This window comes from Xenorhabdus sp. Sc-CR9 (assembly GCF_963897815.1).
In the GTDB taxonomy this organism is placed as follows: domain Bacteria; phylum Pseudomonadota; class Gammaproteobacteria; order Enterobacterales; family Enterobacteriaceae; genus Xenorhabdus.
This window is the reverse complement of sequence record NZ_CAWQTY010000169.1, coordinates 1-21,099: the sequence shown is the minus strand read 5'-3', so window position 1 is coordinate 21,099 and position 21,099 is coordinate 1. Positions and strand designations below refer to the sequence as shown.

At 43.0% G+C, this 21,099-nt stretch carries 27 protein-coding genes, 2 tRNA genes and 3 pseudogenes; 7 read left to right on the top strand and 25 right to left on the bottom strand.

Features of this window, described 5'->3' with window-relative positions; translation table 11 throughout:
• Positions 1 to 8 precede the first annotated feature (8 nt).
• From AACQ81_RS09195 to AACQ81_RS09185, 3 genes are read right to left on the bottom strand one after another with little or no spacing between them, the layout of a single operon-like run.
• The gene (locus AACQ81_RS09195) at positions 9 to 1,103 is read right to left on the bottom strand and encodes an MSMEG_0568 family radical SAM protein (RefSeq protein ID WP_237387024.1); all 1,095 of its coding nucleotides are present in this window, start codon (positions 1,101 to 1,103) and stop codon (positions 9 to 11) included.
• Between the two features lie 36 nt (positions 1,104 to 1,139).
• On the bottom strand, positions 1,140 to 2,132 hold the full coding sequence (locus tag AACQ81_RS09190; protein WP_237387023.1) for a Nit6803 family nitrilase: 993 nt from the start codon (positions 2,130 to 2,132) through the stop codon (positions 1,140 to 1,142).
• Between the two features lie 30 nt (positions 2,133 to 2,162).
• On the bottom strand, positions 2,163 to 2,645 hold the full coding sequence (locus tag AACQ81_RS09185) for an MSMEG_0572/Sll0783 family nitrogen starvation response protein (protein WP_237387022.1): 483 nt from the start codon (positions 2,643 to 2,645) through the stop codon (positions 2,163 to 2,165).
• Between the two features lie 246 nt (positions 2,646 to 2,891).
• Between AACQ81_RS09185 and AACQ81_RS09180 the strand changes: the two genes are divergently transcribed.
• Positions 2,892 to 4,835 carry a sigma 54-interacting transcriptional regulator gene (locus AACQ81_RS09180; RefSeq protein WP_237387021.1) on the top strand — a complete coding sequence of 648 codons (1,944 nt, stop codon included), beginning with the start codon at positions 2,892 to 2,894 and terminating at the stop codon, positions 4,833 to 4,835.
• Positions 4,836 to 4,870: 35 nt separating this feature from the next.
• Here AACQ81_RS09180 and dauA read toward each other — a convergent pair whose 3' ends face one another.
• The gene (gene dauA, locus AACQ81_RS09175; RefSeq protein ID WP_237387020.1) at positions 4,871 to 6,565 is read right to left on the bottom strand and encodes a C4-dicarboxylic acid transporter DauA; all 1,695 of its coding nucleotides are present in this window, start codon (positions 6,563 to 6,565) and stop codon (positions 4,871 to 4,873) included.
• A gap of 287 nt (positions 6,566 to 6,852) precedes the next feature.
• Between dauA and AACQ81_RS09170 the strand changes: the two genes are divergently transcribed.
• The 3 genes from AACQ81_RS09170 (at position 6,853) to AACQ81_RS09160 (ending at position 9,261) form a co-directional block, all read left to right on the top strand.
• A complete protein-coding gene (locus tag AACQ81_RS09170) occupies positions 6,853 to 7,545 on the top strand; it encodes a helix-turn-helix transcriptional regulator (protein ID WP_237387019.1) in 693 nt (230 codons plus the stop codon).
• 100 nt (positions 7,546 to 7,645) lie between these two features.
• Positions 7,646 to 8,464: a VOC family protein gene (locus tag AACQ81_RS09165; RefSeq protein WP_237387018.1), complete on the top strand. Its 819-nt coding sequence runs from the start codon at positions 7,646 to 7,648 to the stop codon at positions 8,462 to 8,464.
• Positions 8,465 to 8,487: 23 nt separating this feature from the next.
• The gene (locus AACQ81_RS09160) at positions 8,488 to 9,261 is read left to right on the top strand and encodes an alpha/beta fold hydrolase (protein WP_237387017.1); all 774 of its coding nucleotides are present in this window, start codon (positions 8,488 to 8,490) and stop codon (positions 9,259 to 9,261) included.
• 103 nt (positions 9,262 to 9,364) lie between these two features.
• Here AACQ81_RS09160 and AACQ81_RS09155 read toward each other — a convergent pair.
• Together AACQ81_RS09155 and AACQ81_RS09150 are read right to left on the bottom strand one after the other, a co-directional pair.
• A tRNA-Ser gene (locus AACQ81_RS09155) sits at positions 9,365 to 9,454 on the bottom strand.
• A 96-nt stretch (positions 9,455 to 9,550) separates the two neighbouring features.
• Positions 9,551 to 9,640: transfer RNA gene (locus AACQ81_RS09150), tRNA-Ser, on the bottom strand.
• Between the two features lie 313 nt (positions 9,641 to 9,953).
• Between AACQ81_RS09150 and ghrA the strand changes: the two genes are divergently transcribed.
• Together ghrA and AACQ81_RS09140 are read left to right on the top strand one after the other, a co-directional pair.
• Positions 9,954 to 10,895, top strand: coding sequence for a glyoxylate/hydroxypyruvate reductase GhrA (gene ghrA / locus AACQ81_RS09145; protein ID WP_237387016.1), 942 nt, complete (start codon positions 9,954 to 9,956; stop codon positions 10,893 to 10,895).
• Positions 10,896 to 10,978: 83 nt separating this feature from the next.
• Positions 10,979 to 11,521 (top strand): TorD/DmsD family molecular chaperone, encoded by a 543-nt coding sequence (locus AACQ81_RS09140; RefSeq protein ID WP_237387015.1) that lies wholly within the window; start codon positions 10,979 to 10,981, stop codon positions 11,519 to 11,521.
• A 25-nt stretch (positions 11,522 to 11,546) separates the two neighbouring features.
• On the opposite strand, the gene AACQ81_RS09135 is transcribed toward AACQ81_RS09140, so the two are convergent.
• From AACQ81_RS09135 to AACQ81_RS09125, 3 genes and pseudogenes are all read right to left on the bottom strand, one after another.
• Entirely contained in the window at positions 11,547 to 11,675 is a 129-nt protein-coding gene (locus tag AACQ81_RS09135) for a hypothetical protein (protein WP_272903029.1), read from the bottom strand.
• Positions 11,676 to 11,835: 160 nt separating this feature from the next.
• Positions 11,836 to 12,399 carry a lipoprotein gene (locus tag AACQ81_RS09130; RefSeq protein ID WP_237387014.1) on the bottom strand — a complete coding sequence of 188 codons (564 nt, stop codon included), beginning with the start codon at positions 12,397 to 12,399 and terminating at the stop codon, positions 11,836 to 11,838.
• Between the two features lie 83 nt (positions 12,400 to 12,482).
• Positions 12,483 to 12,884, bottom strand: a pseudogene (locus AACQ81_RS09125) (MFS transporter); the annotation flags it as partial.
• A gap of 204 nt (positions 12,885 to 13,088) precedes the next feature.
• On the opposite strand from AACQ81_RS09125, the gene AACQ81_RS09120 reads away from it, so the two are divergent.
• Positions 13,089 to 14,348, top strand: a complete 1,260-nt coding sequence (locus AACQ81_RS09120; protein ID WP_237387013.1) for a tyrosine-type recombinase/integrase — start codon at positions 13,089 to 13,091, stop codon at positions 14,346 to 14,348.
• A gap of 138 nt (positions 14,349 to 14,486) precedes the next feature.
• On the opposite strand, the gene AACQ81_RS09115 is transcribed toward AACQ81_RS09120, so the two are convergent.
• From AACQ81_RS09115 to AACQ81_RS09040, 16 genes and pseudogenes are all read right to left on the bottom strand, one after another.
• Complete coding sequence (locus AACQ81_RS09115; RefSeq protein WP_237387012.1) at positions 14,487 to 14,804, bottom strand: hypothetical protein; 318 nt, start codon at positions 14,802 to 14,804, stop codon at positions 14,487 to 14,489.
• Positions 14,801 to 15,711, bottom strand: a pseudogene (locus AACQ81_RS09110) (DNA cytosine methyltransferase). Before AACQ81_RS09110 ends, AACQ81_RS09115 begins: the two are co-directional and overlap by 4 nt.
• Positions 15,684 to 15,827, bottom strand: coding sequence for a hypothetical protein (locus tag AACQ81_RS09105; RefSeq protein WP_237387011.1), 144 nt, complete (start codon positions 15,825 to 15,827; stop codon positions 15,684 to 15,686). Before AACQ81_RS09105 ends, AACQ81_RS09110 begins: the two are co-directional and overlap by 28 nt.
• 241 nt (positions 15,828 to 16,068) lie before the next feature.
• Positions 16,069 to 16,417, bottom strand: a pseudogene (locus AACQ81_RS19710) (KilA-N domain-containing protein); the annotation flags it as partial.
• A complete protein-coding gene (locus AACQ81_RS09095) occupies positions 16,414 to 16,635 on the bottom strand; it encodes a hypothetical protein (RefSeq protein ID WP_237387009.1) in 222 nt (73 codons plus the stop codon). The gene AACQ81_RS09095 and the pseudogene AACQ81_RS19710, both read right to left, overlap by 4 nt.
• Positions 16,628 to 16,852: a hypothetical protein gene (locus AACQ81_RS09090; protein WP_237387008.1), complete on the bottom strand. Its 225-nt coding sequence runs from the start codon at positions 16,850 to 16,852 to the stop codon at positions 16,628 to 16,630. The genes AACQ81_RS09095 and AACQ81_RS09090 overlap by 8 nt, the downstream gene beginning before the upstream one ends.
• A complete protein-coding gene (locus AACQ81_RS09085) occupies positions 16,849 to 17,193 on the bottom strand; it encodes a hypothetical protein (RefSeq protein WP_237387007.1) in 345 nt (114 codons plus the stop codon). Before AACQ81_RS09085 ends, AACQ81_RS09090 begins: the two co-directional genes overlap by 4 nt.
• 12 nt (positions 17,194 to 17,205) lie before the next feature.
• Positions 17,206 to 17,841, bottom strand: a complete 636-nt coding sequence (locus AACQ81_RS09080; RefSeq protein WP_237387006.1) for a hypothetical protein — start codon at positions 17,839 to 17,841, stop codon at positions 17,206 to 17,208.
• Complete coding sequence (locus AACQ81_RS09075) at positions 17,838 to 18,701, bottom strand: ORF6N domain-containing protein (protein ID WP_237387005.1); 864 nt, start codon at positions 18,699 to 18,701, stop codon at positions 17,838 to 17,840. Before AACQ81_RS09075 ends, AACQ81_RS09080 begins: the two co-directional genes overlap by 4 nt.
• Entirely contained in the window at positions 18,701 to 18,889 is a 189-nt protein-coding gene (locus tag AACQ81_RS09070) for a PerC family transcriptional regulator (RefSeq protein WP_237387004.1), read from the bottom strand. The genes AACQ81_RS09075 and AACQ81_RS09070 overlap by 1 nt, the downstream gene beginning before the upstream one ends.
• Positions 18,876 to 19,157 (bottom strand): ANR family transcriptional regulator, encoded by a 282-nt coding sequence (locus AACQ81_RS09065; protein WP_237387003.1) that lies wholly within the window; start codon positions 19,155 to 19,157, stop codon positions 18,876 to 18,878. The genes AACQ81_RS09070 and AACQ81_RS09065 overlap by 14 nt, the downstream gene beginning before the upstream one ends.
• Positions 19,154 to 19,489 (bottom strand): hypothetical protein, encoded by a 336-nt coding sequence (locus tag AACQ81_RS09060; RefSeq protein ID WP_237387002.1) that lies wholly within the window; start codon positions 19,487 to 19,489, stop codon positions 19,154 to 19,156. Before AACQ81_RS09060 ends, AACQ81_RS09065 begins: the two co-directional genes overlap by 4 nt.
• A 72-nt stretch (positions 19,490 to 19,561) precedes the next feature.
• On the bottom strand, positions 19,562 to 19,984 hold the full coding sequence (locus tag AACQ81_RS09055) for a hypothetical protein (protein ID WP_237387001.1): 423 nt from the start codon (positions 19,982 to 19,984) through the stop codon (positions 19,562 to 19,564).
• Positions 19,971 to 20,297, bottom strand: coding sequence for a hypothetical protein (locus AACQ81_RS09050; RefSeq protein ID WP_237387000.1), 327 nt, complete (start codon positions 20,295 to 20,297; stop codon positions 19,971 to 19,973). The genes AACQ81_RS09055 and AACQ81_RS09050 overlap by 14 nt, the downstream gene beginning before the upstream one ends.
• Positions 20,294 to 20,665 (bottom strand): hypothetical protein, encoded by a 372-nt coding sequence (locus AACQ81_RS09045; protein ID WP_237386999.1) that lies wholly within the window; start codon positions 20,663 to 20,665, stop codon positions 20,294 to 20,296. Before AACQ81_RS09045 ends, AACQ81_RS09050 begins: the two co-directional genes overlap by 4 nt.
• Positions 20,666 to 20,716: 51 nt before the next feature.
• Entirely contained in the window at positions 20,717 to 20,971 is a 255-nt protein-coding gene (locus tag AACQ81_RS09040; protein WP_237386998.1) for a hypothetical protein, read from the bottom strand.
• Positions 20,972 to 21,099 lie beyond the last annotated feature (128 nt).

The window sequence follows — 21,099 nt, the reverse complement described above, 5'->3', positions numbered from 1 at the left end:
TATTTTCCTTATTCATAGGCTTTCAGCGAAGAACAAGCGCCGCATTTGGCACAACCTGCCTGAGTATTTTCTGAATTCAGGCCATGTTGTTTGAGTTGCAGTCCGATTTTCGGATAGAGCGACTGCATAAAGGCGTGATCAGGTTTAGGATGATGTTCCAATGGTGTGCCTTTAATTGGCACAAACGGCACCACAAAGGGATACACTCCCATTTCAGTCAGTTTGGCGGTCATTTCCACGATTTCCGGTTCGGTATCACCCAATCCTGCCAAAATGTAGGTACTGACTTGTCCGCGGCCGAACACCGCAACGGCGGCTTCAAAGGCTGAAAAATACTTTTCCAGCGAGACTTCGGCTTTGCCCGGCATAATTTTCTGCCGCACACGCTCGCTCACCGCCTCAAGGTGCATCCCAATCGATACCGCTCCCACATCTTTTAGACGTTGAAACCATGCAAAATCATCGGGTGGCTCGCACTGTACCTGTATTGGTAAATCTACTTGTGCCTTAATCGCTTTGACTGAGTCATATAAAATTTTTGCCCCGCGATCTCCCGTATTTGGCGTACCTGTGGTGATCACCATTTGCTTGATACCATCCAGCTCAACGGCTGCTTTAGCCACCTCTGCCAACTGTTCCGGACGTTTACGGATCAGGGTTCGCCCACCTATCAGAGACTGATCAATTGAGCAAAATTGACACGCCGTTGCCTTATCATTCATACGGATGCAATGCTGTAGCACTGTCGTTGCCAATACATCATGGCTATGTAAGGTCGCAATTTGCTCATAGGCAATACCTTCGGCGGTTTTTAAATCATAAAACCGGGGCCGTGCAGGTATCGTTAAGGTTGCCACCGGAATTCGGTTTTTAAAGACAGTGACCTTGTCGGAGTTCAGCTCAGGCTTTGCGGTATAGAGAGAGTCTTGTGCTGCAAGGTTCAGCACAGGAATCATCATAGTCTTCCCGTTAAGGCTCAGTGCCTTATGATCGCTTGGGCCTGCGCCCCCTTTGCGGGATAAACCAAGCTCGCCTTCCCATTTCAGACCATTACATTGCAAATCGGTCAGTAATTGAGTTGCAGGTAATTGCGTTGCAGACATTTCTACCCCCTATTACTTGGGTTTAATCAATACGGTTCAGATCTGGGTTTCATTAAGTTTTGAGTCTTTTTCGAGATGATTTTGAGCCGGTATTTCAATTTTTAGTTCGTGCAATACATTTGCCGGACGGCGATCAATCAATAAGCTGAACAATTCGGGGCGGCTGTAATGTCCCACTGAATCCATCATGCGTTTGCGTTTATCAATCAGGCTAAGATCCAGATCGGCAATGCAATAACCTTCATCTTGCGTGAGCGGTTCAGCTAAGAATTTGCCTTCGGGAGAAACAATGGCGGTAAAGCATCCCCCTGAAATTGGCCCGATGTGACAGCCAGTATCCTGCATAATTTGTTGCTGCTGTTCAGGATGCAGCCATGCGGTAGCATTGACCACAAAACAGCCGGACTCTAACGCATGGTGTTGAATGGTTGCACTGATTTGATCGGCAAAAATTTGCCCTACTAATGAACCGGGAAACATGGACGCATGAATTTGCTCACCATCTGCCATCAAGGCAAAACGTGCCAACGGGTTGTAATGTTCCCAACATGCGAGCGAACCAACTCGTCCCACTGCGGAGTCAATGGCACGCAGGCCACTGCCATCACCTTGACCCCAGACCATGCGCTCATGGTAAGTTGGCGTAATTTTGCGGCGATGCTGAATGATTGAGCCATCGGCATCAAATAACAGTTGTGCGTTATAAATCGTCCCGCCTGCACGTTCATTAATGCCAATTGATACCACCATGCTGGCTTCAAGGCAGGCTTGACCAATCGCCAGCGTTGCTTCGGAAGGGACAACCACTGATTCATTCAACAACTTTAAATGCTCTTTTCCCATGGCAAATGGCGGTTGTACAAAGGAAAAATAAGGGTAATAAGGCACAACGGTTTCAGGAAAAACGGCAAATTGCACACCTTGTTTTCCAAGCTCTAAAATAATGCCACAGATTTTTTTTACTGTTGCGGCTTGGCTGTAAAGTACTGGACTACATTGCACTGCGGCAGCTTTAATGATTCGGTTCATGTCTTATTCCCCTTATGAGTTTGTGCTTACTTAAACAGTCCAGGTATCAATAATTAAGGTATTTTCACGACGCATCAGCAGTTTTAAATCCATCACATCCAATGGATTAATCGGACGAATTCCCGGAATAAGTGCTTTTTCGGTTTGACCATACATTGCTTGCAACGCAAAACGGCAGGCAAAGACTTCGCCGCCTTCTTCCATAAAGGCCTTCAATTGGTTATTGACGGCTAAATGACCCGGAAAAGCTTCAGCCCCTAAAGTTGGAAAACCACGTTGAACCCCTAATTGCACACCCGGGCCATAAAGCAATATTTTGGTTTCAAAGCCCTTGCGCAATAAACGCTTTGCCTGTAACACATTGATCAGGCCGATTGACCCTTCAAATGCAACGGTATGGAAAGTCAACAAGGCTTTTTCACCCGGCTGTGCTTTAACGTCCTCAAACACTTTTTCTTCGTAATCAACAAGAAAATCGCCATCTTTATATTGTTCGATATCAACTTTTGGCATAACAGCTCCTAGTTCAATGTTGTTTTGGAATGAATCGATCTGTCGTCTTTCGGTCTTATTGCAAAAGGTTATTGCGAAAGCTATGCCAAGTTATATTGCGGGGCAGGGGAGTTGTACTTATCTCTTTGAAAAATATAAGTAAAATTTATATAAAATATTTTTATTAATATAAGTGGAACTGCTGGGATGCTATGATTTTCCGTAGTATTATGAATTTTTATAGTCTCAACTATGAAACTTCATAATATGAATATGATGAATAACATGAATGCAACTGATTTTATTTCGGATTGGGTCACTTCTGAAAACTCGATTCGCCCGCTGGTATTTGAACACACCTCACAGGCATTAATTGTGCTGGACCCACATCAAAACCAGTTTATTGATGTGAATATCAGTGCCACTCGATTATTGCGTTATGAACGTCATGAAATTATTCAAAAAACAGTCACTTCCATTTTTGGTCATTTAAGCCAATTGCCACACCTGCTGGCATTTACCGAAGAAGCGCTGGAAAATGATTGGGCTTGGAGCAATGAGCTATGTTCTTTTGATAAACAGGGTGAAAAAATTCAGTTAGAGATCACTTCCATTTCATTGCCCTACAAAAACAAGACATTGCTGATATGGTCGTTGGTGGATGTTAAAGAGTTAGAACTTCGTCAACTTAAAAAAAATACCGATAAAGCCATCCGTACAGATTTAAAAGAATGGCAAGCCTTGCAAGAACTGTTTATCGACTCCGATACAGGCAAACACTTATTACTGAGTTCAGTCGGTGACGGTATTTACAGTATCAACAAGCAAGGCTTGTGCACCTTTATCAATCCTGCCGGGGCTAAAATGCTGGGGCTGCAACCGGAAGATGTGCTAAGTAATAATATTCATGAAATTCATCATCATACTCATGAAAATGGTGAACATTACCCTGTTGAGGAGTGCCCGATTTACGCAGCGGTACATGATGGTATTGTGTATGAAGGTATTCAGGAAATTTTTTGGCGGCGTGACGGTAGTTGCTTTCCGGTGGAATTTACCAGTACCCCCGTGATCCGTGACAGTGAAATTATTGGTGCTGTGGTGGTATTCCGCGATATTACCGATCGGCTGAATACCGAAAAACAACTGACTCATGCCCTTGAAGAACTGCAAGATTTGCAAAGCCGGCTGGAACAGCAAAACGAATATTTGCAGGAAGAAATTTTACAAGAAAATAAATACCATGAAATTGTCGGTAACAGTGCCTCTATTCTACAGATTATCGAAAAAATCAAGATAGTCGCCTCCACGGATGCCAACGTGATGATTTATGGTGAATCCGGTACAGGCAAGGAACTGATTGCCCGTGCCATTCACCAATCCAGTCACCGTAAACAGCAACCACTTATTCGGGTCAACTGTGCCGCCATTCCTTCGGAATTGTTTGAAAGTGAATTTTTCGGGCATGTCAAAGGCGCGTTTACTGGCGCTGTGCGTGACCGTATCGGTCGTTTTGAATTGGCAGATCAGGGCACATTATTTTTAGATGAAATTGGTGACATTCAACCAGAGTTACAAAGTAAACTGCTGCGGGTATTGCAGGAAGGCACCTTTGAACGGGTTGGCGAAGAAAAAACGCGGCATGTAAATGTGCGGATTATTGCCGCCACCAACCGCAATTTAAAAGAAGATGTGAAAGACAAACGCTTTCGTGAAGATCTGTATTTCCGTTTAAATGTCTTTCCGATTCATTCCCCTGCCTTACGTGACCGTAAGGAAGATATTCCGCTTTTGGTGACACATTTTACCAGACTGATTTGTGACAATCGTAAAATTAAGTATCTGCCATTTTCACAAAAACATATTTTGGAACTTCAGCAATATGACTGGCCCGGTAATATCCGTGAGCTGCAAAATGTCATCGAACGGGCGCTGATTACGGCAAGGCAAGGCGCTGTTTCCTTTAAATATTTGTTAGAGCAAGATCAACAGCAACCTAAGATTCCGCGTCAGGATATTCACAATGACCATCAACAAACCGAAGGCGTGCTGACTATAGAACAATTCAAGGCGTTGGAAATTAAAAATCTTTCCCTTGCGGTTAAACAATGTAAAGGGAAAATTTTTGGTGATAACGGCGCAGCAAGGTTGTTGGGAATAAACCCAACAACCTTGATCTCACGCTTAAAGAAATTGGAGATTAATTATTAAAAATTAAAAATCTTATCCGGAAGCAGGCTGTTAAATTAAATAATTTCCATTTCTTTCTGCGCCTTGGATAACGTCGCATAAAAACTCAATTGCCCTTCAATGGGAACTATTTTGGCTCTGGCCAATGTTTTCAAGGGCTGGAAAGGGATATCACACACAACGATATGTTTTTCCCCCCCGGTATCCCGGATAAACCCCTGAAAGGCGTTCAGGCCGCCGGCATCCAGCACGGGTACGGCATCCCATTGCATAATAATGGTGTGGTAATCAGCGCCTTTCTCTCTCAGCTCAGCAAAAATGCGTTCTGCGGCAGCAAAGAATAAAGGGCCATTGATTCTGACAACCAGCAATCCTTTATCGCTGTTCGTTAAAGGTGATGTACTGATGCGGGTCATATTGGCAATCTTGCGCATAAACAGGAGTGAGGCCAGCACAATGCCGATTGTGATCGCTATGACCATATCAAACAAAACGGTCAGGGACAGGCACAGCAGCATGACGATAATGTCATCTTTAGGGGCACGGCGAATGAGATCGATAACTTTATGAGCTTCACTCATATTCCAAGCGACGATCAGTAAAATAGCTGACATAGCCGCCAGCGGAAGATACGAGAGCATCGGTGCGAGAACCAGCAACGTCAGTAATACCAACAGAGAGTGAATAACTGCCGCAATGGGTGATGTTGCGCCTGCACGGACATTGGCGGCTGAACGGGCAATGGCCGCAGTGGCCGTGATCCCGCCAAAGAAAGGGGCAACGATATTCCCCATTCCCTGACCCAATAATTCACTGTTGGAGTGATGTTTTTTGCCGGTCATGCCATCCAGAATGACGGCGCATAACAGTGACTCAATGGCGCCCAACATTGCCATCGAAAATGCGGCAGGCAGTAATGCTGATACGGTATTCCAACTGATATCGAAAGAATGGGTATCCGGTAAATTCCACGGCAAAATAAGTTGGGGAAGAATAGGAGGAATACCCTGACCTTGTGTGCCATCTTCCAGCATATAGCTGAATGATGAGCCGATCGTTGCCACATCATGACCCAGTAAGTGCATAAGACCCATAATACCCGTACCAGCAATCAGGGCGGGTAAGTGACCGGGTAACTTTAATCCCAACTTTGGCCAGAAAATCAAGACCAGCAAGGTTGTGAAGCCGATGAGGGTATCGCTTAGTTGTAGAGAAGGGAAAGCCTGAAAGAGCGCCATGACTTTATTAATATAATTTTCCGGTACACGTTCCAGAGTCAGGCCAAAGAAATTTTGCACCTGCATGGTGGCAATAGTGATTGCAATACCGGAAGTAAACCCAAGCGTGACAGACAAGGGAATGTATTCAATAAGCCGGCCTAATCGCGCTAACCCCATGATGACCAGAATAATGCCTGACATGAGTGTTGCGATTAGTAATCCACTCAGGCCAAATTGCTGTGAAACCGGGTAAAGGATCACGACAAAAGCAGCGGTTGGTCCGGAAACGCTGTAACGTGAACCTCCGGTGAGAGCAATAACAATGCCTGCAATAGCTGCGGTATACAGGCCATATTGTGGTGCAACTCCACTGCCGATTGCTAAAGCCATTGCCAGTGGGATTGCAATAATTCCCACGGTAATCCCAGCGATGATATCTTTGATAAAACGGGAAAAAGAGTAAGGCTCCTTCCAACATGAGTCAATAAACGCACTAAATGGACGTATCCCCTTAACTTTACGAGTATTCATTGAAATAAAAACCAAAAATAAGATGTCGATGACAGTCTGAAAAAAGTGATGTTAGCATATCGTTTTTACCAGACCTGAAAGGTGTTATATGTCAAAAAGTTAACTAATAGGTTAGCGTTTTAACATTAACATAAAAGTCACCAGAATTATCTTTACATAATAGTATTTTATATTTTTGTGATAACAATGATCTTGACTTTTGATAATTTAAAGTAAAATAAGGATCAGTGAGGATGAGTTTTACAAATCTTGTTACATTGGCTGATAAACATTCGGGAAGTGGTTAATTGTCTAGAGCACAGCGTTTGTTATCCCTGATGGAAATTTTACGTAGTTATCATTTTCCCGTACAAGGAAAAGTATTGGCGCAGAAATTGAATATCAGCTTAAGAACACTTTATCGGGATATTGCGACTTTGCAGGTTCAGGGTGCCGTCATTGAAGGGGAAGCAGGGATAGGCTATGTTTTACGGCCGGGGTTTGTCTTACCGCCACTGATGCTAACGCAAAACGAAATAGAAGCCTTGGTATTAGGGGCTAACTGGGTATCTAAGCGTACAGATCCACAGTTAAAACAATCTGCCAATAGTGCAATCAGTAAAATTGCAGCGGTAATTCCAGAAGAACTTAAACAATTTTTAGAAACGAGTTCATTATTGGTCGGGTCTGCTTCTACAAAAATTCAACCTTCTATTGATATCCGGCAAATACGTCAAGCTATTAATGACAGGCATAAAATCACTTTTTCTTATCTGGATCTGAAAGGCAACTCATCTGAAAGAACAATATGGCCATTTGCGTTAGGGTATTTTGAAAATATCAGTATCGTCATTGGTTGGTGTGAATTACGGGAAGCAATACGCCATTTTAGATCGGATAGGATGATTTGTTTGCATATTGAAAAACAAAGTTATCCGCGTTCAAGACAGTCATTACTGAAAGAATGGCGGGAAACGGAAAACATACCGAGTCAATCATAATATTTTTCATGAAAAGACTACTGACAGAAACTGACATCCCCAGTTGTTACTCTGCGGATTCTTGGTATTTTAAGTCAGTTTATAATTGTTGGAGTTTTTTATGCTAATCCTAACTTTTTCTACATCAGTGAGCGCCAAACCTTCACAAATTTGGGCTCATTATGTCGATTTTGATTTACGGAAAAAATGGGAAATTGATCTCGAATATTTTAAGTTCGAGGGGGAAATTAGGACAGGGCAGTATGGTTGGATGACATTAAGTGACATGCCTGAAATCCGCTTTTATCTTGCTAATATTGAAATAAATAAAGAGTTTACTGATCAGATTAATGTCCCGCAGATGGGAATGTTAACTTTTTGTCATCAAATTCTGACTGATGAAAACAATATGGCGGAGCGTATTCAGGTCACTGTTTCTTTTGAGCCTGAAACCAATGTCCCCAGTATTCAAGCGGAAAGTTTCTTCAAACAGGTGACACAAGATTTGGTGGTCACAGTATCGAGGCTCAAGGCGGTGGTTGAAGAAGCTGAACATGCTGAGAGAGAAATTTCTGCTTTCGTTAAACCTAATCTTCAATTGGTTTATGTCTCTGATATTGAGCGTTCTACAACTTTCTATAAAACCTTATTCAATGCTGAACCAATCTTTTCCAGTCCGCGTTATGTGGCATTTCCCGCAGATAAAGAAGCCATTTTTGCTATTTGGAGTGGGGGAGAAAAACCTGATAGTGCTGTTCCGCGATTTTCGGAAATTGGCATTATGTTACCGTCCGAAGAAAATGTCGATCAACTCTTTGAAAAGTGGCAAAAGAATCCAAACATTGCAATTAAGCAAAAACCTTACACTGATGTTTTTGGTCGCACTTTCCTTGTAATAGATCCTGACGGTCATATTATTCGAGTGTGTCCTTTGGATTAAGGCAAATGAAGGAGATAATGTGTATGTTCGGTTTTAATCATCAAGATGGCAGTTATTTAGAGATTGATGGTGCGGATATCTATTATGAAATCCGAGGTAAGGCAAATGGTTATCCACTAATTTTTTTGCATGGCGGATTAAGTGACATTGAGACATTTAACCGAATAGTGGGTGACTTTGGAAATACCTACCAGCTCATCGGCATAGATAGCCGTGGGCAGGGGAAGTCTACTTTAGGGCAAGGAAACTTGACCTATCAGCGCCTTCAACAAGATGTAGAAGCGGTGATCAAACGCTTAGGGTTAAAAAAATTCAGCATTATTGCTCATAGCGATGGCGGAATTGTTGCGTTGCGCTTGGCTGCGGCAGGTATCATCCCCGTCGATAAAACAGTGGTCATTGGCGCTGGTTGTACATTACAAGAAGATGATCCGATGCAGGAGATACTGAAGAGTGTAACGGCTGAAGGCTGGCGCGCAATGCTACCTGACAGTTATAACAGTTACCATAGATTGAACCCGCAAGCGGATTTCAACAAGTTGATTGATAGTATTGTCCCTATGTGGACAGATACCAAAGAGAGCGGTTATCCCAATCAAACTATTCGTAAAATAGTGGGTGAATTATTGGTAGTGCGGGGAGATAACGATAGATTGGTTTCACGTATCCATGCAGCGGAATTAGCCGATCAGGTTCCTCACTCTTGCTTGCTAAATATTCCTTTTACGGAGCACTCACCCCATGAAGAAAAACCTGAGTTATTGGTGCCATTTTTGAAAGAATTCTTATTAAATTAATCTCAGTTTGCTAAATTAAACATGTCTGAGAGAATCCGAAGTATGTGGCGAAAACATAGAAATAAAAAAGCCTGAATATATGTTCAGGCTTTTTTATAGAATATGGCGGTGAGGGAGGGATTCGAACCCTCGATACGTTTTCACGTATACACACTTTCCAGGCGTGCTCCTTCAGCCTCTCGGACACCTCACCGAATTTTGTTTTTCAATATCTTTATAGAAGATACCTATTTGCCTTCTAAGGCACTAAAAAAGCCTGAGCGTTTTGTTCAGGCTCTCTTATAGAATATGGCGGTGAGGGAGGGATTCGAACCCTCGATACGTTTTCACGTATACACACTTTCCAGGCGTGCTCCTTCAGCCTCTCGGACACCTCACCACATTTTGTTGCTACAGGAATTCAGATTGTGTTCACCGTTGCAACGGGGCGCTACTATAGGGAAAAGCAGGGCGGGCGTCAACATGCTTATAAGTATTTTTTCTGGCTTTTTGACTGATTAGACAAATAAAAAACAATTTGTGCGCTTGGCAATCAATTACGGAAGGGAACCCTCTTTTTTTGCAACGAATCATGAAAAATATGTTAACCAGATAACATTATCAATATTTTCATTCACTCCTTTACATCAGAGGCTTGCAACCTCCAAGCAATAGGTTGACCCTATCGGAAAAACAAAAAGGAATGAGATTTTATGAACATCATTTTCTTCCACCCTTATTTTAATGCTGATGAATGGATTCAGGGGATACAGGCTAGGTTACCTGAAGCTAAAGTTCGGCAATGGGTTCGTGGTGATAATGCTCCTACCGATTACGCTTTAGTTTGGCTTCCTCCTTATGAAATGTTGGCTAATCATCAGGAGATAAAAGGTCTATTTGTACTCGGAGCGGGTGTCGATTCCGTTCTCAAGCAAGAGTTGAAAAAACCCGGCACACTACCTGCGAGCGTTCCGCTGATACGTCTTGAAGATACCGGAATGGCGCAGCAAATGCAGGAATATGCGATGACTTCAGTCTTACACTATTTCCGTCGCATGGATGAATATAAGCAATATCAGGAACAGCGTCTTTGGAAACCTTTGGCTCGATATAATAGAAAGGATTTTGTTATTGGCGTCTTAGGTGCCGGCGTTTTAGGGCGCAGCGTTATCGAAAAACTGAAGGGGTTTGATTTTCATGTGCGTTGTTGGAGCAGAACACCAAAACAAATTGATAACGTCGAAAGTTTTTACGGAAAAGAGCAATTGGGCGATTTTCTTTCTGAATGTAAGGTGCTGATTAATATCCTGCCAGATACAACGGAAACTCGTGGTATTCTTAATCTTTCACTATTCAGTCAGTTAAAATCGGGTTCATATGTAATCAATATTGCACGCGGTGCTCAACTCGTCGAGCAGGATTTGCTGGTTGCAATTGATAAAGGTTATGTTGCTGGTGCGACCCTTGATGTCTTTGCCGAAGAACCATTATCAAATTTACATCCTTTCTGGACTCATCCTCGCATTAATATAACTCCGCATATTGCAGCAAATACCATTCCTGATGAGGCTATGGATGCTATTTGCGAAAATATCCGACGGATGGAAAATGGTAAGCAACCTTTTGGTCTCGTTGATATTAACAGCGGTTATTAACAAGCTGCTTTACAGCAAGGCAGACGATTAGGGACAATAACTGAATTCATTATTTAGGTAAGTTATTGGGATTGGATGAAGTTATGAACGAGTTTTCTATTGTTTGTCGTATTTTGGGAACGTTATTTAATCGGGCACCAAAAGATCCTGTTCTGCAACCCCTCATTACCATGATTGCAGATGGAAAATTGAAACAAGCATGGCCTTTGGAGCAGGATGAGTTATTGGAGCGATTGCAGCAAAACAGTGAATTGTCGGTTATCGAAGCGGATTATCACGCCCTGTTTATCGGAGAGTCAGCAAGTGTTGCAGCTTGCCGTACTGATTATACGGATGAAAAAGAAAGTGAAGTGCGTCAGTTTTTAGCAGAGCGGGGTATGCCTTTGTCTGATGCACCGGCTGATCAATTTGGCTCTTTGTTATTGGCTGCGTCATGGTTGGAAGATCAGGCAGCAGAAGATGAAGTTCAAGCCCAAATCACTTTGTTTGATGAATATTTACTGCCTTGGTGCGGAAAGTTTCTCGGTAAAGTGGAAGCTCATGCAACTAGCAGTTTTTATCGAACATTGGCAATTGTTACCCGTGAAGCACTGCAAGCGTTGCGTGAAGAACTTGAATCTGAGTGACAATGTCACTTTATCAGGCTGGTATCTATACCCATTGGATTTCAAGATGCAGCGCGACGGCAAGGGAATGACAAATTCGTCGGGAACGAATTTGCCCAGCCAAAGGCTGGCCTCCGGTGAAAGGCAGGAGCCTTTCATTAATCCCCTGGAGCATAGATAACTATGTGACCGGGGTGAGTGAGCGCAGCCAACAAAGCGGCAACTTGAAAGACGACAGGTATATTTAAATAGACGAGATTATTGGTAGATTGTGGATCAAATAAGGGCCAATTATAGTTAGTAACTGGCTCTTATTATTTCATTGACAATAAAAATTATTTATCAGCCAAGTCAATAACTAATTTACCCGGTTTAACTGCCAAACCTTTGGCTAATTTTGATGCGGCTGCTTCAGTCTTGCTTTTTTCTGGGTTTAAGACATAAACAGGATGAGTGTCAAAAAATTCACTCAAAGAAGTATTCAGATAAGGAATTAACACCTTAATTGGAGCGGCGACTTTTTCTGGTGTTGTCTGGTAGTCTACAATTTCCAGTCCCTTAATGAAAATCGCCCCTTTTTCTGCATCAAATATCGGTTTAGCTCTGATAGTAAGTTTCATATCAGCCTGGACATTACCCAATAAAGTGATTAACTGAATTTGTGCCTGACTGGATAGTTCAATTTTTTCTGGATCTTTGCGGCCGACCTGACTGGTTAAATCCCCTAGTGTAATATTGGCTTTGGCTGCACCGGGAAGGCTAATTTGCTTCTGATAATGAACTCTTTTTAATAAATATTCATTGAGTAGGCCTTCGTTGATGCTGAATTCTTTGAATTGGTCACAGCCACTGACTAACCCTACCAGTATCAATACTACTCCTAATAAAAACTGTCTCATCTTGTCTCCTTTTATTTGCAACGGGTAGATCTTACACTATTTATTACATGATGAACGTATTACATGATTTATGTATTACATGGTTAAGGCTGACTCATTATGATGAGTTCAATTTTTTTCCGATTGAATTGACGATGAAGAGCATAAATAGTAATTAATCCTGTCAAACCCAGCAAAATCCATGGTAATTGTGGCATATTCAAGGTTTTTCCTGTGTCATAAAGCCATCCGCCGCCGGTATAGCCCAATGCACCTCCCAGCGCCAACCCCAGTCGACTGAATCCCATATAACTACCACGAGCCCGTGGATCAGCCAGTGAAGCACTGAGTGTTTCACGTGCAGGTTCTGCTGTCACTATGCCCAGATAGAACAGACAAATCAGGCCAAACAAGAGATGCAGTTGATCTGCCCAACCGATTGGGAACATACAGAGGCTCATTAAAAACAGCCCGGCCATCAGGCGTTGTTCCTGTCGAAAATACCTTCAATCAGTCATCCTTAATCATTGGCAGTCACGCGCAGTCATGAATTTTTATTTAATTTATTGATTTTTAAATTAATTAATTTTTATTTTTGTTTTGTGTAATCATTAATAGTCACAAATATTCATCTGGTGTCATGAAAAAAATGTACACATGAGTGTACATGATCTACATTAAAAGCAATGTTATTTTTCGAGGAAGGTAATATGGCTATTACTGATTCATGGCTCCGCTCTACCAATGGTAAGCCCCAAGAAAAAATCACCACCAAATCCGACAGGGACGGCCTGTCTGTTCGTGTTACCCCTAAAGGAAAAATCATATTCCAATTTAGGTATCGCTGGAACGACAAAGGAGATCGGATTGATATTGGCACATATCCAGCAACCAGCCTAAAGGATGCTCGTGACGCAGTAACTTTCTATCGGGGGGAATTAGAGCAGCACCGCAACCCTAAAATAGTTAAACGTGTTCGCAAAGAATCCGTATTAAGCGCGGTGACTGTAGAAGGGTTAACTCGGGACTGGTGGAAGACAACAATGCAGGGAGCGAAGGTTAATGCTGACCAGGTATTACGCTCTTTCGAAATTTACGTTTTCCCCAAGATAGGGAAATTACCTCATGATGAGGTAACGCTTCATGTTTGGTTAACTTTGATTGAAGATGTTACTAAACAAGCACCATCAATTGGTAACCGTATATTAACATACTCCAAAAAAGCGCATAAATGGGCCGTTCGGCGAGGAATGACTAATTTCACTCCACTATCCGATGTGGAAAAAAGTGATTTAAGCGGAAAAGATACATATGACGATACTAATTTAGATTCTGAGATAGGTGAAAGGACATTAAGCGAAGAGGAGTTAGTGGTGCTTTTCCAGCTTATCAATGCCTCTGGGTATAATCCACGTAATACACTGATAATAAAATTATGTTTGTTATTTGGGTGCCGCATTGGTGAGTTACTGAAAGCTAAAGTAAGTGATTTTGATTATGAGAAGGATGTTTGGATCATTCCTCCAAAAAACCATAAGACAGGGAGAAGATCTAAAAAACCCATTATCAGGCCAATTACTCCAGCCGCTAAGGAATTAATTGAACAGGCAAAGACATTGAACCATGGAAATGAATATTTGTTTATTGTATCAAGCGGAGGGCCTTTTGCAAAAAGTTCATACAATGCAATAGTTAAATATCTTAATAAAAAAATGGCTTCTTACTTGCCTAATTATGAAAGCTGGTCAATCCACGACTTACGCCGAACGATGCGCACTGGGGTATCTGAATTAACATCACCTCACGTGGCTGAAATCATGATAGGCCATAAATTGCCGGGGATATGGCAGGTGTACGATAAGCACACCTACCTGAATGAGCAGAGAGAGGCATACGAGCGCTGGTGGGAGAAGCTGACTAGAATTGTTTCCCGTTCTCCCAGTCAAGAATGTCTTGCCGTAAAAAGTTAAGCTGGTCAGATAAAAACTTGGGTTTTGGGAAGCCTTCGCGCCTTTGCTTCCCATTGCTACACCACAACCTTATCGTATGTGGCTTTACACCGTATCGGCCTGCCAGTTCCTGAGTTTTGATATAAGGTGATTCAGTCATCATTTTACCCCTTTCTGATACCCATTCTCCAAAATTATTATTGCTAAGGCTGCTGGCCTGACAAGATCACTCCATGTCGCATCAGATATGATGCTGTTCAGCTCCTCACTGAGAATGTCATCCAAATTCTTTGGTCTTGCTGAGTAGGGCACCTGATCGGGCACCCCTTCCATAATGTCGATAGTCAGCGCAGCGATTTCCTTTTCTCCCCGTTCTGGCTTACGGTATCCGGCTTGCCAGATGGCATCAGTGATATCAGACGGATCACCCCATGCCGATTTGATAACCTGAGCGAGATGTAGATCGATTGTTGTCACTTGATTGCCTCCATATACGCCCTTATGAACGTTTCCGCGACTGGCGCAACGATGGCATTTCCGTAGGCGCGCAGTCGTCCCACCGGTTGGTAATCCCATGAGCCAGCGGGAATGTGCTGGGTTCAACTGGCCGCCACTTTTCATCTCTACAATACAGCCAGTCTGCATCTCTCCAGTAACCGTTAGTCGGATGATTTGAGTGCAATACGCTATCTCGTGGATCTGGTCTTTTAGGTTCGAACAACCGCCTTTCTTTTTCGCTCTTTCCAATGCTTCCGGCGATCTCATTGCCATTGAATCCATTGTGTTCGGTGTCGCCCATCCACTCAACCAAACTGTCGTTCCTAACTTTGCATTGATTTTTGCTTTGCTTTCTTTTCCGTCTTTCCAATCCCTGATCGTTGGCGTCGGCCACCCAAAAGAGTCTTTGTCTGATATGCGGCGCGCCGACGCCCGCAGCGCATAAATCAATCGCTGCTGAGGTGTAACCCGTTCCTTCCAGGTCAGATTGTACAAGGTCGAGCCAGCCGAGGCCGTCTTTGCTCGCAACCTGTTCACCAAACACAACGCAAGGTCTGCACTGTTCGATGAGATAATGGAAATGTGGCCATAGGTGCCGCTCGTCATTAAACCCAGCGCCTGCGCCTGCCGCGCTGAAAGGCTGGCACGGGCAAGAGCCTGTCCAGACTGGTTTGTCATCCGGCCATCCTGCACGGCGCAGGGCATAACTCCAGACGCCAATTCCGGCAAAGAAGTGGCATTGGGTGTAATTTCGTAGGTCATCAGGTTTCACATCCTCAATTGAACGTTCGTCAACATCACCCGGCGCTATGTGACCGGCTGCAATTAAATTCCTGAGCCACTGGGCGGCGTAGGGATCTATTTCGTTGTAGTAGGCTCCGTACACAGAATTTCCCCTTGTTGTTCATCCGCTTTCTTCAATAACCAGTCTGCCCACTCGCGCCCGTCGTCAATGAGTTCGGATAAACCAATTTCATTCTGTGCGTTATCGATGCTTATCATTATTTTTCTCCGTTGGGGTTATCGAGGTCGATCGCCATTTGTCCTGCGTCTTTAAGCGCACTAATCATTTTCTGGCGCTTCCCTTTGGTCTTTTTGCGTGCGTTCATGATTTGGCTACACACAGAAAGCAGTTCCGTTTCTTTCTTCTCGTCATGTGCCAGCTGGTGGCGTAATTCATCAAAGCGCCCAACCATGTGATCGAGAGAAGGCAAGGAATTAATCCCGATGCCTGAATTTCCCGATTTGAAATCGATAAACGCTTGGTTCACGTCAAGCTGGAAATCTGGTCGAATCCATCCCGCGTAGGAGACCGCTATTAACTCATGGGCATAGGTGCCGGGAGAGGTTCCGCCATTGTTTATATCGACGGTTTTTTGACCAGACTGCAAATATGCCGTCTGATTGCTTTTCAATAACTTAGCCTCCAATTCTGCGATAAGCTCTTTGGCTTGTTTAGTTCTGAGCCATTGATTGGGGACTTTGTTCTCGTTCTCTCCACTGGCCTTATGTAACGTGTTCAGGTTATAACGCCCGAACTCATCGAGGGGGATTTCAACACCGACAACCACCGGTAGTAATTTGCCTGTCATGATTTTTTACCTCGCTTGCCTTTCTTAATCGGTGTTATCTTCACGCCTGCCACTTTCGGTGCGGGTGGCAGGGGAGGGCAGATGCCCTCGTGAATGTAAAGGTTGTGCTTCATGTGGTGGATAATTTGCTGCGTGTAGTCCCTGCCGTCGTCGATGTGGACTATAGTTCTGACCAGCTCGTCTTCAATGTCCACCATCTGGCGGTGCTGCTCAGTCACGGCCTGCCTCCTCACAAATGATTTTGTAAGCGCGGATCATGTGATTTGCTTTGCCGGTGATAACCGTTCTTCTGAAAAGGAAACCGACAGAAGAGGCGCGAACAGGTGTAGCCAGCAGGGCAGCATCAACACAGCGATGATGTTTGCGGCGTTCAGTAATGAAACTGGTAATAATAATTTGTGCCGTGCTGCCTTTGTCCTGATAGTCGATTTTCATTGAAACATTCCCTTAGCTGCCAGCGTGTCACCCATGTCATTGATCATGCTCTGCCATATCTCGCGTCCGTGTCCCGTCAGATAGTCATTGACTACACATTTTTCCAGCAGGTTAATGGCTATGACTTCCCATGCTGGGTAATTCTGCTGTAGTGCTCCCAGTACGTAACTGTCAACCAGTTCACGAATGCCTTTTACACCATCGACAATAGCGACATTAATTTCTGTTTTTCCGACTTGCATCGTGAAGTGATCGCCGCCGTTACGGGCTGTTGCGTCGTGATAGATAGCGGCTGAGTAAGTGTTCGCCAGTGCGTTGAGGCGAAAGTTTTTCGTTATCATGTGAGCCTCCTATCAATGAATGACGGGCATAGTGTTAAACTCGCCAGCCTCTACCGCTTTGATTAAGTCATCGTGCAAGATAGAAAGCCCCTCGCGTCCTTTCTCAGATAGCCAGTTACCTTTCTCTGGCTGCATATTGATAAAATCCATGTACATTCTTACCGCCATATCCGCGCCTTCTTCGCTACCAAGCTGCTCAAAGGCGATCCCCTCAACATGGTTTGCTAACATTAGGCGCTCGGCTGATGGATATACCGTGATTGAAGACACGCCATTAACGTAAATAGCCCCGGTATCAGTGCCCCCTTTGCCGTTATCAACCTCACAAGTGCCGTTTCTGTCTATTTGTTCTTGCACAAATGAGGCAGACACAACCCACCGCCACAACATCAACTGCTGTTCACTGGTCGGCACATAAAAATCCGCTTTCCAGCCATGAAAAATAGTCAGCACTAAATCAAAGCCCAGCAATAAATCATGGTCATATTTACCCGTATCCAACGATTTCAACGCTTCCATATAACCTATGGTTTCACTGTTCGCTGCCTCAGTGAGGACAATGACGCCATACTTTCCGTAATCAAATTCAGTGAGTTGTTTTGCTGCGCCCATGATTACTCCTGCTGGTTTGGTGTGATGTTTGCTCATGATTTCACCTCCGGGGTATAAATGGCTTTGTCGTGGTGGTACTCGCCGTTCCATGATTTCTTCATGGGAAGTTCTCCCTTCATGTACAGGGCGTACAGGCGGTGACAACCTTTCTCTAGTAACACAGCAGTACGGGTGATAAAGGGGTCTTGTCCGTGAGGCTTTATCTCGTTTTCGTCTTCGGTGAGATAACGGTCACGGGCATAAGAAGCGACACGCCAGCGCGGTTTTTTCTCCGGATCTTTCTGTTCGTTGTAAAGCCAGTTCCGCTCCATTGCCCACCACATGATTTTGGCGGTATTGACCCCGTTCAGGCCTTTACAGAAAGCGGGCAGGGTCATGCCTTTGGTGAAGTGTTTTTCCAGACTGTCTACGGTGGCATTCAGGGTTTTGTTTTCCCCCTCAAGGCGTTCAACGTTTTCAGCATAAACAGACAGCATTGAACGTAACTTAGCTGGATTACTTAGCAGTTCAGCTTCCGTTGTGATGCTGTCGCGGCGAGTAAAGTAGAATTCGGTCAGGTCGTCGAAGTAGCCCCATGCCTGATCGGTTTCCAACATTTTGGAGTGATTCGCTGCGCCGCGTTCTGTCCAGAGAATGAGGCGGCTTGTATATTTATTAGCCACCCCGAAATTATCGGGGAGCCTCTTAAAAACCTGTAATTCCTCACCTTCAAGCCAAAAGTAATGTTTGCCCTCAATAAATCGTTGGCGATTTTTTTGGAAATTATCCTGAATATTTTTTGCATCTGCCCCATACCCCGCAGCTAGTTGCTCAGTGGTCACAACACGCTGGCCGCGATATTCAACGATCTGCAATTCTTTGGCGGATACTGGTACTAATTCGTTTTTCTTAGTCATTACCACCCCTCCCGAATAATAATTTTTGCTTGCCGAATACAACGGGAACCGTTTTTAATGCATTCCTGTTCTTGGTTTTTATTTTGAGAGAATGAAAGTGCTTCTCCCCATTTATCAGCAGCGCGGCGAAATAAGCCTCTCAGCTCTAAAAACTGCGCCAATGCTTTTGCCTGTTCATATGCTGTCATGATTCACCGCCTGTTTATTCATGTGCCTTTTTAATGCTGAGGCAATGCGTTGGTTTTCTTTCTGGCTGCTTAATGCCTTGCTACGGCGGTGATGTAATGAATGTCTTTTCTCGTTATGCTCTCGGCGACATTCAGACCATAATTGAGCATTAAGGCTGGTGGCTACCTTTCTGGCTTTTCCCCACTCTATGGCTGCCAGATCGTACTTTTCTTCTTTCTCATTTTGGATGGCGGTATTAGCAAGGTCTGAATAAGTTTTATTTTTCATTTTTTATTTCCGTTTATAGGTTCTGTTTTACAGGCAACAAGTTTTAATATTTCATTCATGAACTCATTGCCTTCTATGGTTAAATTTCCGTGTTGGGTGTAAAAGTTACTGTATGACTCAATAAGCAACTTCTCTTCTCCGGCGGCTACTGCATCTTTTTCAAATAAGTTAATTAAAGCCAGCGTTAATATCTCCTCGTCTAAATCGAGTCTGTAATTAAAGTTATTTACTTCAATAAATTCAGAGTAAGAGCCGTACTTCTTTTTTAATGTATCCAGCTTGGCGTAAATAAGTGCCTTTCGCTTTCTTTCAAGCAAAGTTGATTGTGTCATTTCTTTATTTCCTGTTTTTAGCGTGATCAATTCCCCAGTGATGACACTGTAATTAAATTTGTTTTGTTGTTTTTATTTTAAATTTCTGTATTCGTGTTCTGCGTTTTTTAAATCATTCGAGACTTTTAAAAGTTTCTCTTTTGCTTTTTGATATTCCTTTCTGAGTAGAATAATTTCATTCTCTCGTTTCCTCTCTCGATTAAAATTGGCTTTCAGTTCTTCCAGTACCTGTACGTGTCGTTCTATAAACTCAGGGCGCATGTCACCACGGCATAAGTGAGAGGTTCCGTCTTCTTGTTTAACCAATTTATAGGGAAAGTTGCTTTCCTTGCCTTCCTCGTTAAACTGCTCTTGCGTCCGAACGTAAGCCAGTTTATTCAGTGCGCTTTTTACGCTGAAATAATCCTTTTTGTCACCACGAACGACATAGACTGTACGCAGTTCAATTTTGATATCGTGGTTAGTGGCGATTTCAATGGGTTCAAATGTTTTCATGGAGATTCCTTATTATTTGCCGTCTTCTTTTTAGTTCATCGATAGCATTACAATGATTCTCATGTTCAGCTTCGATAATAAAAGGTAATACAGAAAATAGCCGGGATAATCTATTGAGATCGGTCATTGCATCATCTTGAGAATATTCTTCACTGTTAATGGCTGCGTTCGCTAGATTGGCAATAGACTTCATTCCATTTGTTATTGAATAAATAACCTCTTCGCTTGATGATGATAAAAACTGTAAATCTTTATCGCTCATTTCAGGTATTCGAGCGTTACTAACACGAGTATGTTTGTAGATATTATTCATGAGTATTCTACTCCTCGGATGCGTGCTATTTCTTTACTAATGTTATCTACTGCGATCAATGCAATACTAAGTAATTGTGGGCCACCAAGACTTTTATCCGTATCCATTAATAAAGAAACATATGTTCTTAGATTTTCTATTTCACACGCAACGCCTTCTAATTCACCGAATGCTTGATTATCTGGCATGATATATTCTTTATTTATTTCCCTTAATTGCTGAGCTAGATTACATGCCTGACGATGCACACCGCGACACATTAAATGAGTATCAGGCTCAGCTTCATTTTGGATTGCTGTCATTACAGGAGATATTGATGCTTCAATTTCTTCTGCAATCTCGACGGCGGTTTGTAGTTTATTATTCATATATCACCCTGAAATTTTATTTTTACTCAAAGTTATTATTTAATTCATAATTTATTGAGATTTATATTTTATTAGTTTTTCAGCTCTATTTTTGGTTATATTTGTCATTGTTAATAAATGCCTCATAAGTTCGACTAGCCTGACGGCTTCTTTAGGATATCGATCCTCCATTATGCTACCCAAAACACTAAATTCATCATAAAGATCCTGAGCATATTTAGCTGCTGATTTTGCTGAAAGGCATAAATTCTCTTCTGGTGTTTCTGGAACGTGATTAATTTCTTTAATAATTATTGGTGCGCCCATGTATACCAATCGCCATTGAAGATGCTTGATTTCTTATCCAAACCCGATCATGCTTGCAGCCATGAAAATTCATCTGACACCAGAACAAAAACGCGCCCTCGAATTGATGCACGATACGACTCGTGATA

Bases quoted from the DNA above. Each gene is read 5' to 3' on its own strand.
- AACQ81_RS09195 (WP_237387024.1), bottom strand. From the start codon at position 1,103: ATGTCTGCAACGCAATTACCTGCAACTCAATTACTGACCGATTTGCAA.
- AACQ81_RS09190 (WP_237387023.1), bottom strand. From the start codon at position 2,132: ATGAACCGAATCATTAAAGCTGCCGCAGTGCAATGTAGTCCAGTACTT.
- AACQ81_RS09185 (WP_237387022.1), bottom strand. From the start codon at position 2,645: ATGCCAAAAGTTGATATCGAACAATATAAAGATGGCGATTTTCTTGTT.
- AACQ81_RS09180 (WP_237387021.1), top strand. From the start codon at position 2,892: ATGAATATGATGAATAACATGAATGCAACTGATTTTATTTCGGATTGG.
- dauA (WP_237387020.1), bottom strand. From the start codon at position 6,565: ATGAATACTCGTAAAGTTAAGGGGATACGTCCATTTAGTGCGTTTATT.
- AACQ81_RS09165 (WP_237387018.1), top strand. From the start codon at position 7,646: ATGCTAATCCTAACTTTTTCTACATCAGTGAGCGCCAAACCTTCACAA.
- AACQ81_RS09160 (WP_237387017.1), top strand. From the start codon at position 8,488: ATGTTCGGTTTTAATCATCAAGATGGCAGTTATTTAGAGATTGATGGT.
- ghrA (WP_237387016.1), top strand. From the start codon at position 9,954: ATGAACATCATTTTCTTCCACCCTTATTTTAATGCTGATGAATGGATT.
- AACQ81_RS09140 (WP_237387015.1), top strand. From the start codon at position 10,979: ATGAACGAGTTTTCTATTGTTTGTCGTATTTTGGGAACGTTATTTAAT.
- AACQ81_RS09135 (WP_272903029.1), bottom strand. From the start codon at position 11,675: ATGCTCCAGGGGATTAATGAAAGGCTCCTGCCTTTCACCGGAGGCCAG.
- AACQ81_RS09130 (WP_237387014.1), bottom strand. From the start codon at position 12,399: ATGAGACAGTTTTTATTAGGAGTAGTATTGATACTGGTAGGGTTAGTC.
- AACQ81_RS09120 (WP_237387013.1), top strand. From the start codon at position 13,089: ATGGCTATTACTGATTCATGGCTCCGCTCTACCAATGGTAAGCCCCAA.
- AACQ81_RS09105 (WP_237387011.1), bottom strand. From the start codon at position 15,827: ATGATAAGCATCGATAACGCACAGAATGAAATTGGTTTATCCGAACTC.
- AACQ81_RS09090 (WP_237387008.1), bottom strand. From the start codon at position 16,852: ATGAAAATCGACTATCAGGACAAAGGCAGCACGGCACAAATTATTATT.
- AACQ81_RS09085 (WP_237387007.1), bottom strand. From the start codon at position 17,193: ATGATAACGAAAAACTTTCGCCTCAACGCACTGGCGAACACTTACTCA.
- AACQ81_RS09080 (WP_237387006.1), bottom strand. From the start codon at position 17,841: ATGAGCAAACATCACACCAAACCAGCAGGAGTAATCATGGGCGCAGCA.
- AACQ81_RS09075 (WP_237387005.1), bottom strand. From the start codon at position 18,701: ATGACTAAGAAAAACGAATTAGTACCAGTATCCGCCAAAGAATTGCAG.
- AACQ81_RS09070 (WP_237387004.1), bottom strand. From the start codon at position 18,889: ATGACAGCATATGAACAGGCAAAAGCATTGGCGCAGTTTTTAGAGCTG.
- AACQ81_RS09065 (WP_237387003.1), bottom strand. From the start codon at position 19,157: ATGAAAAATAAAACTTATTCAGACCTTGCTAATACCGCCATCCAAAAT.
- AACQ81_RS09060 (WP_237387002.1), bottom strand. From the start codon at position 19,489: ATGACACAATCAACTTTGCTTGAAAGAAAGCGAAAGGCACTTATTTAC.
- AACQ81_RS09055 (WP_237387001.1), bottom strand. From the start codon at position 19,984: ATGAAAACATTTGAACCCATTGAAATCGCCACTAACCACGATATCAAA.
- AACQ81_RS09050 (WP_237387000.1), bottom strand. From the start codon at position 20,297: ATGAATAATATCTACAAACATACTCGTGTTAGTAACGCTCGAATACCT.
- AACQ81_RS09045 (WP_237386999.1), bottom strand. From the start codon at position 20,665: ATGAATAATAAACTACAAACCGCCGTCGAGATTGCAGAAGAAATTGAA.
- AACQ81_RS09040 (WP_237386998.1), bottom strand. From the start codon at position 20,971: ATGGGCGCACCAATAATTATTAAAGAAATTAATCACGTTCCAGAAACA.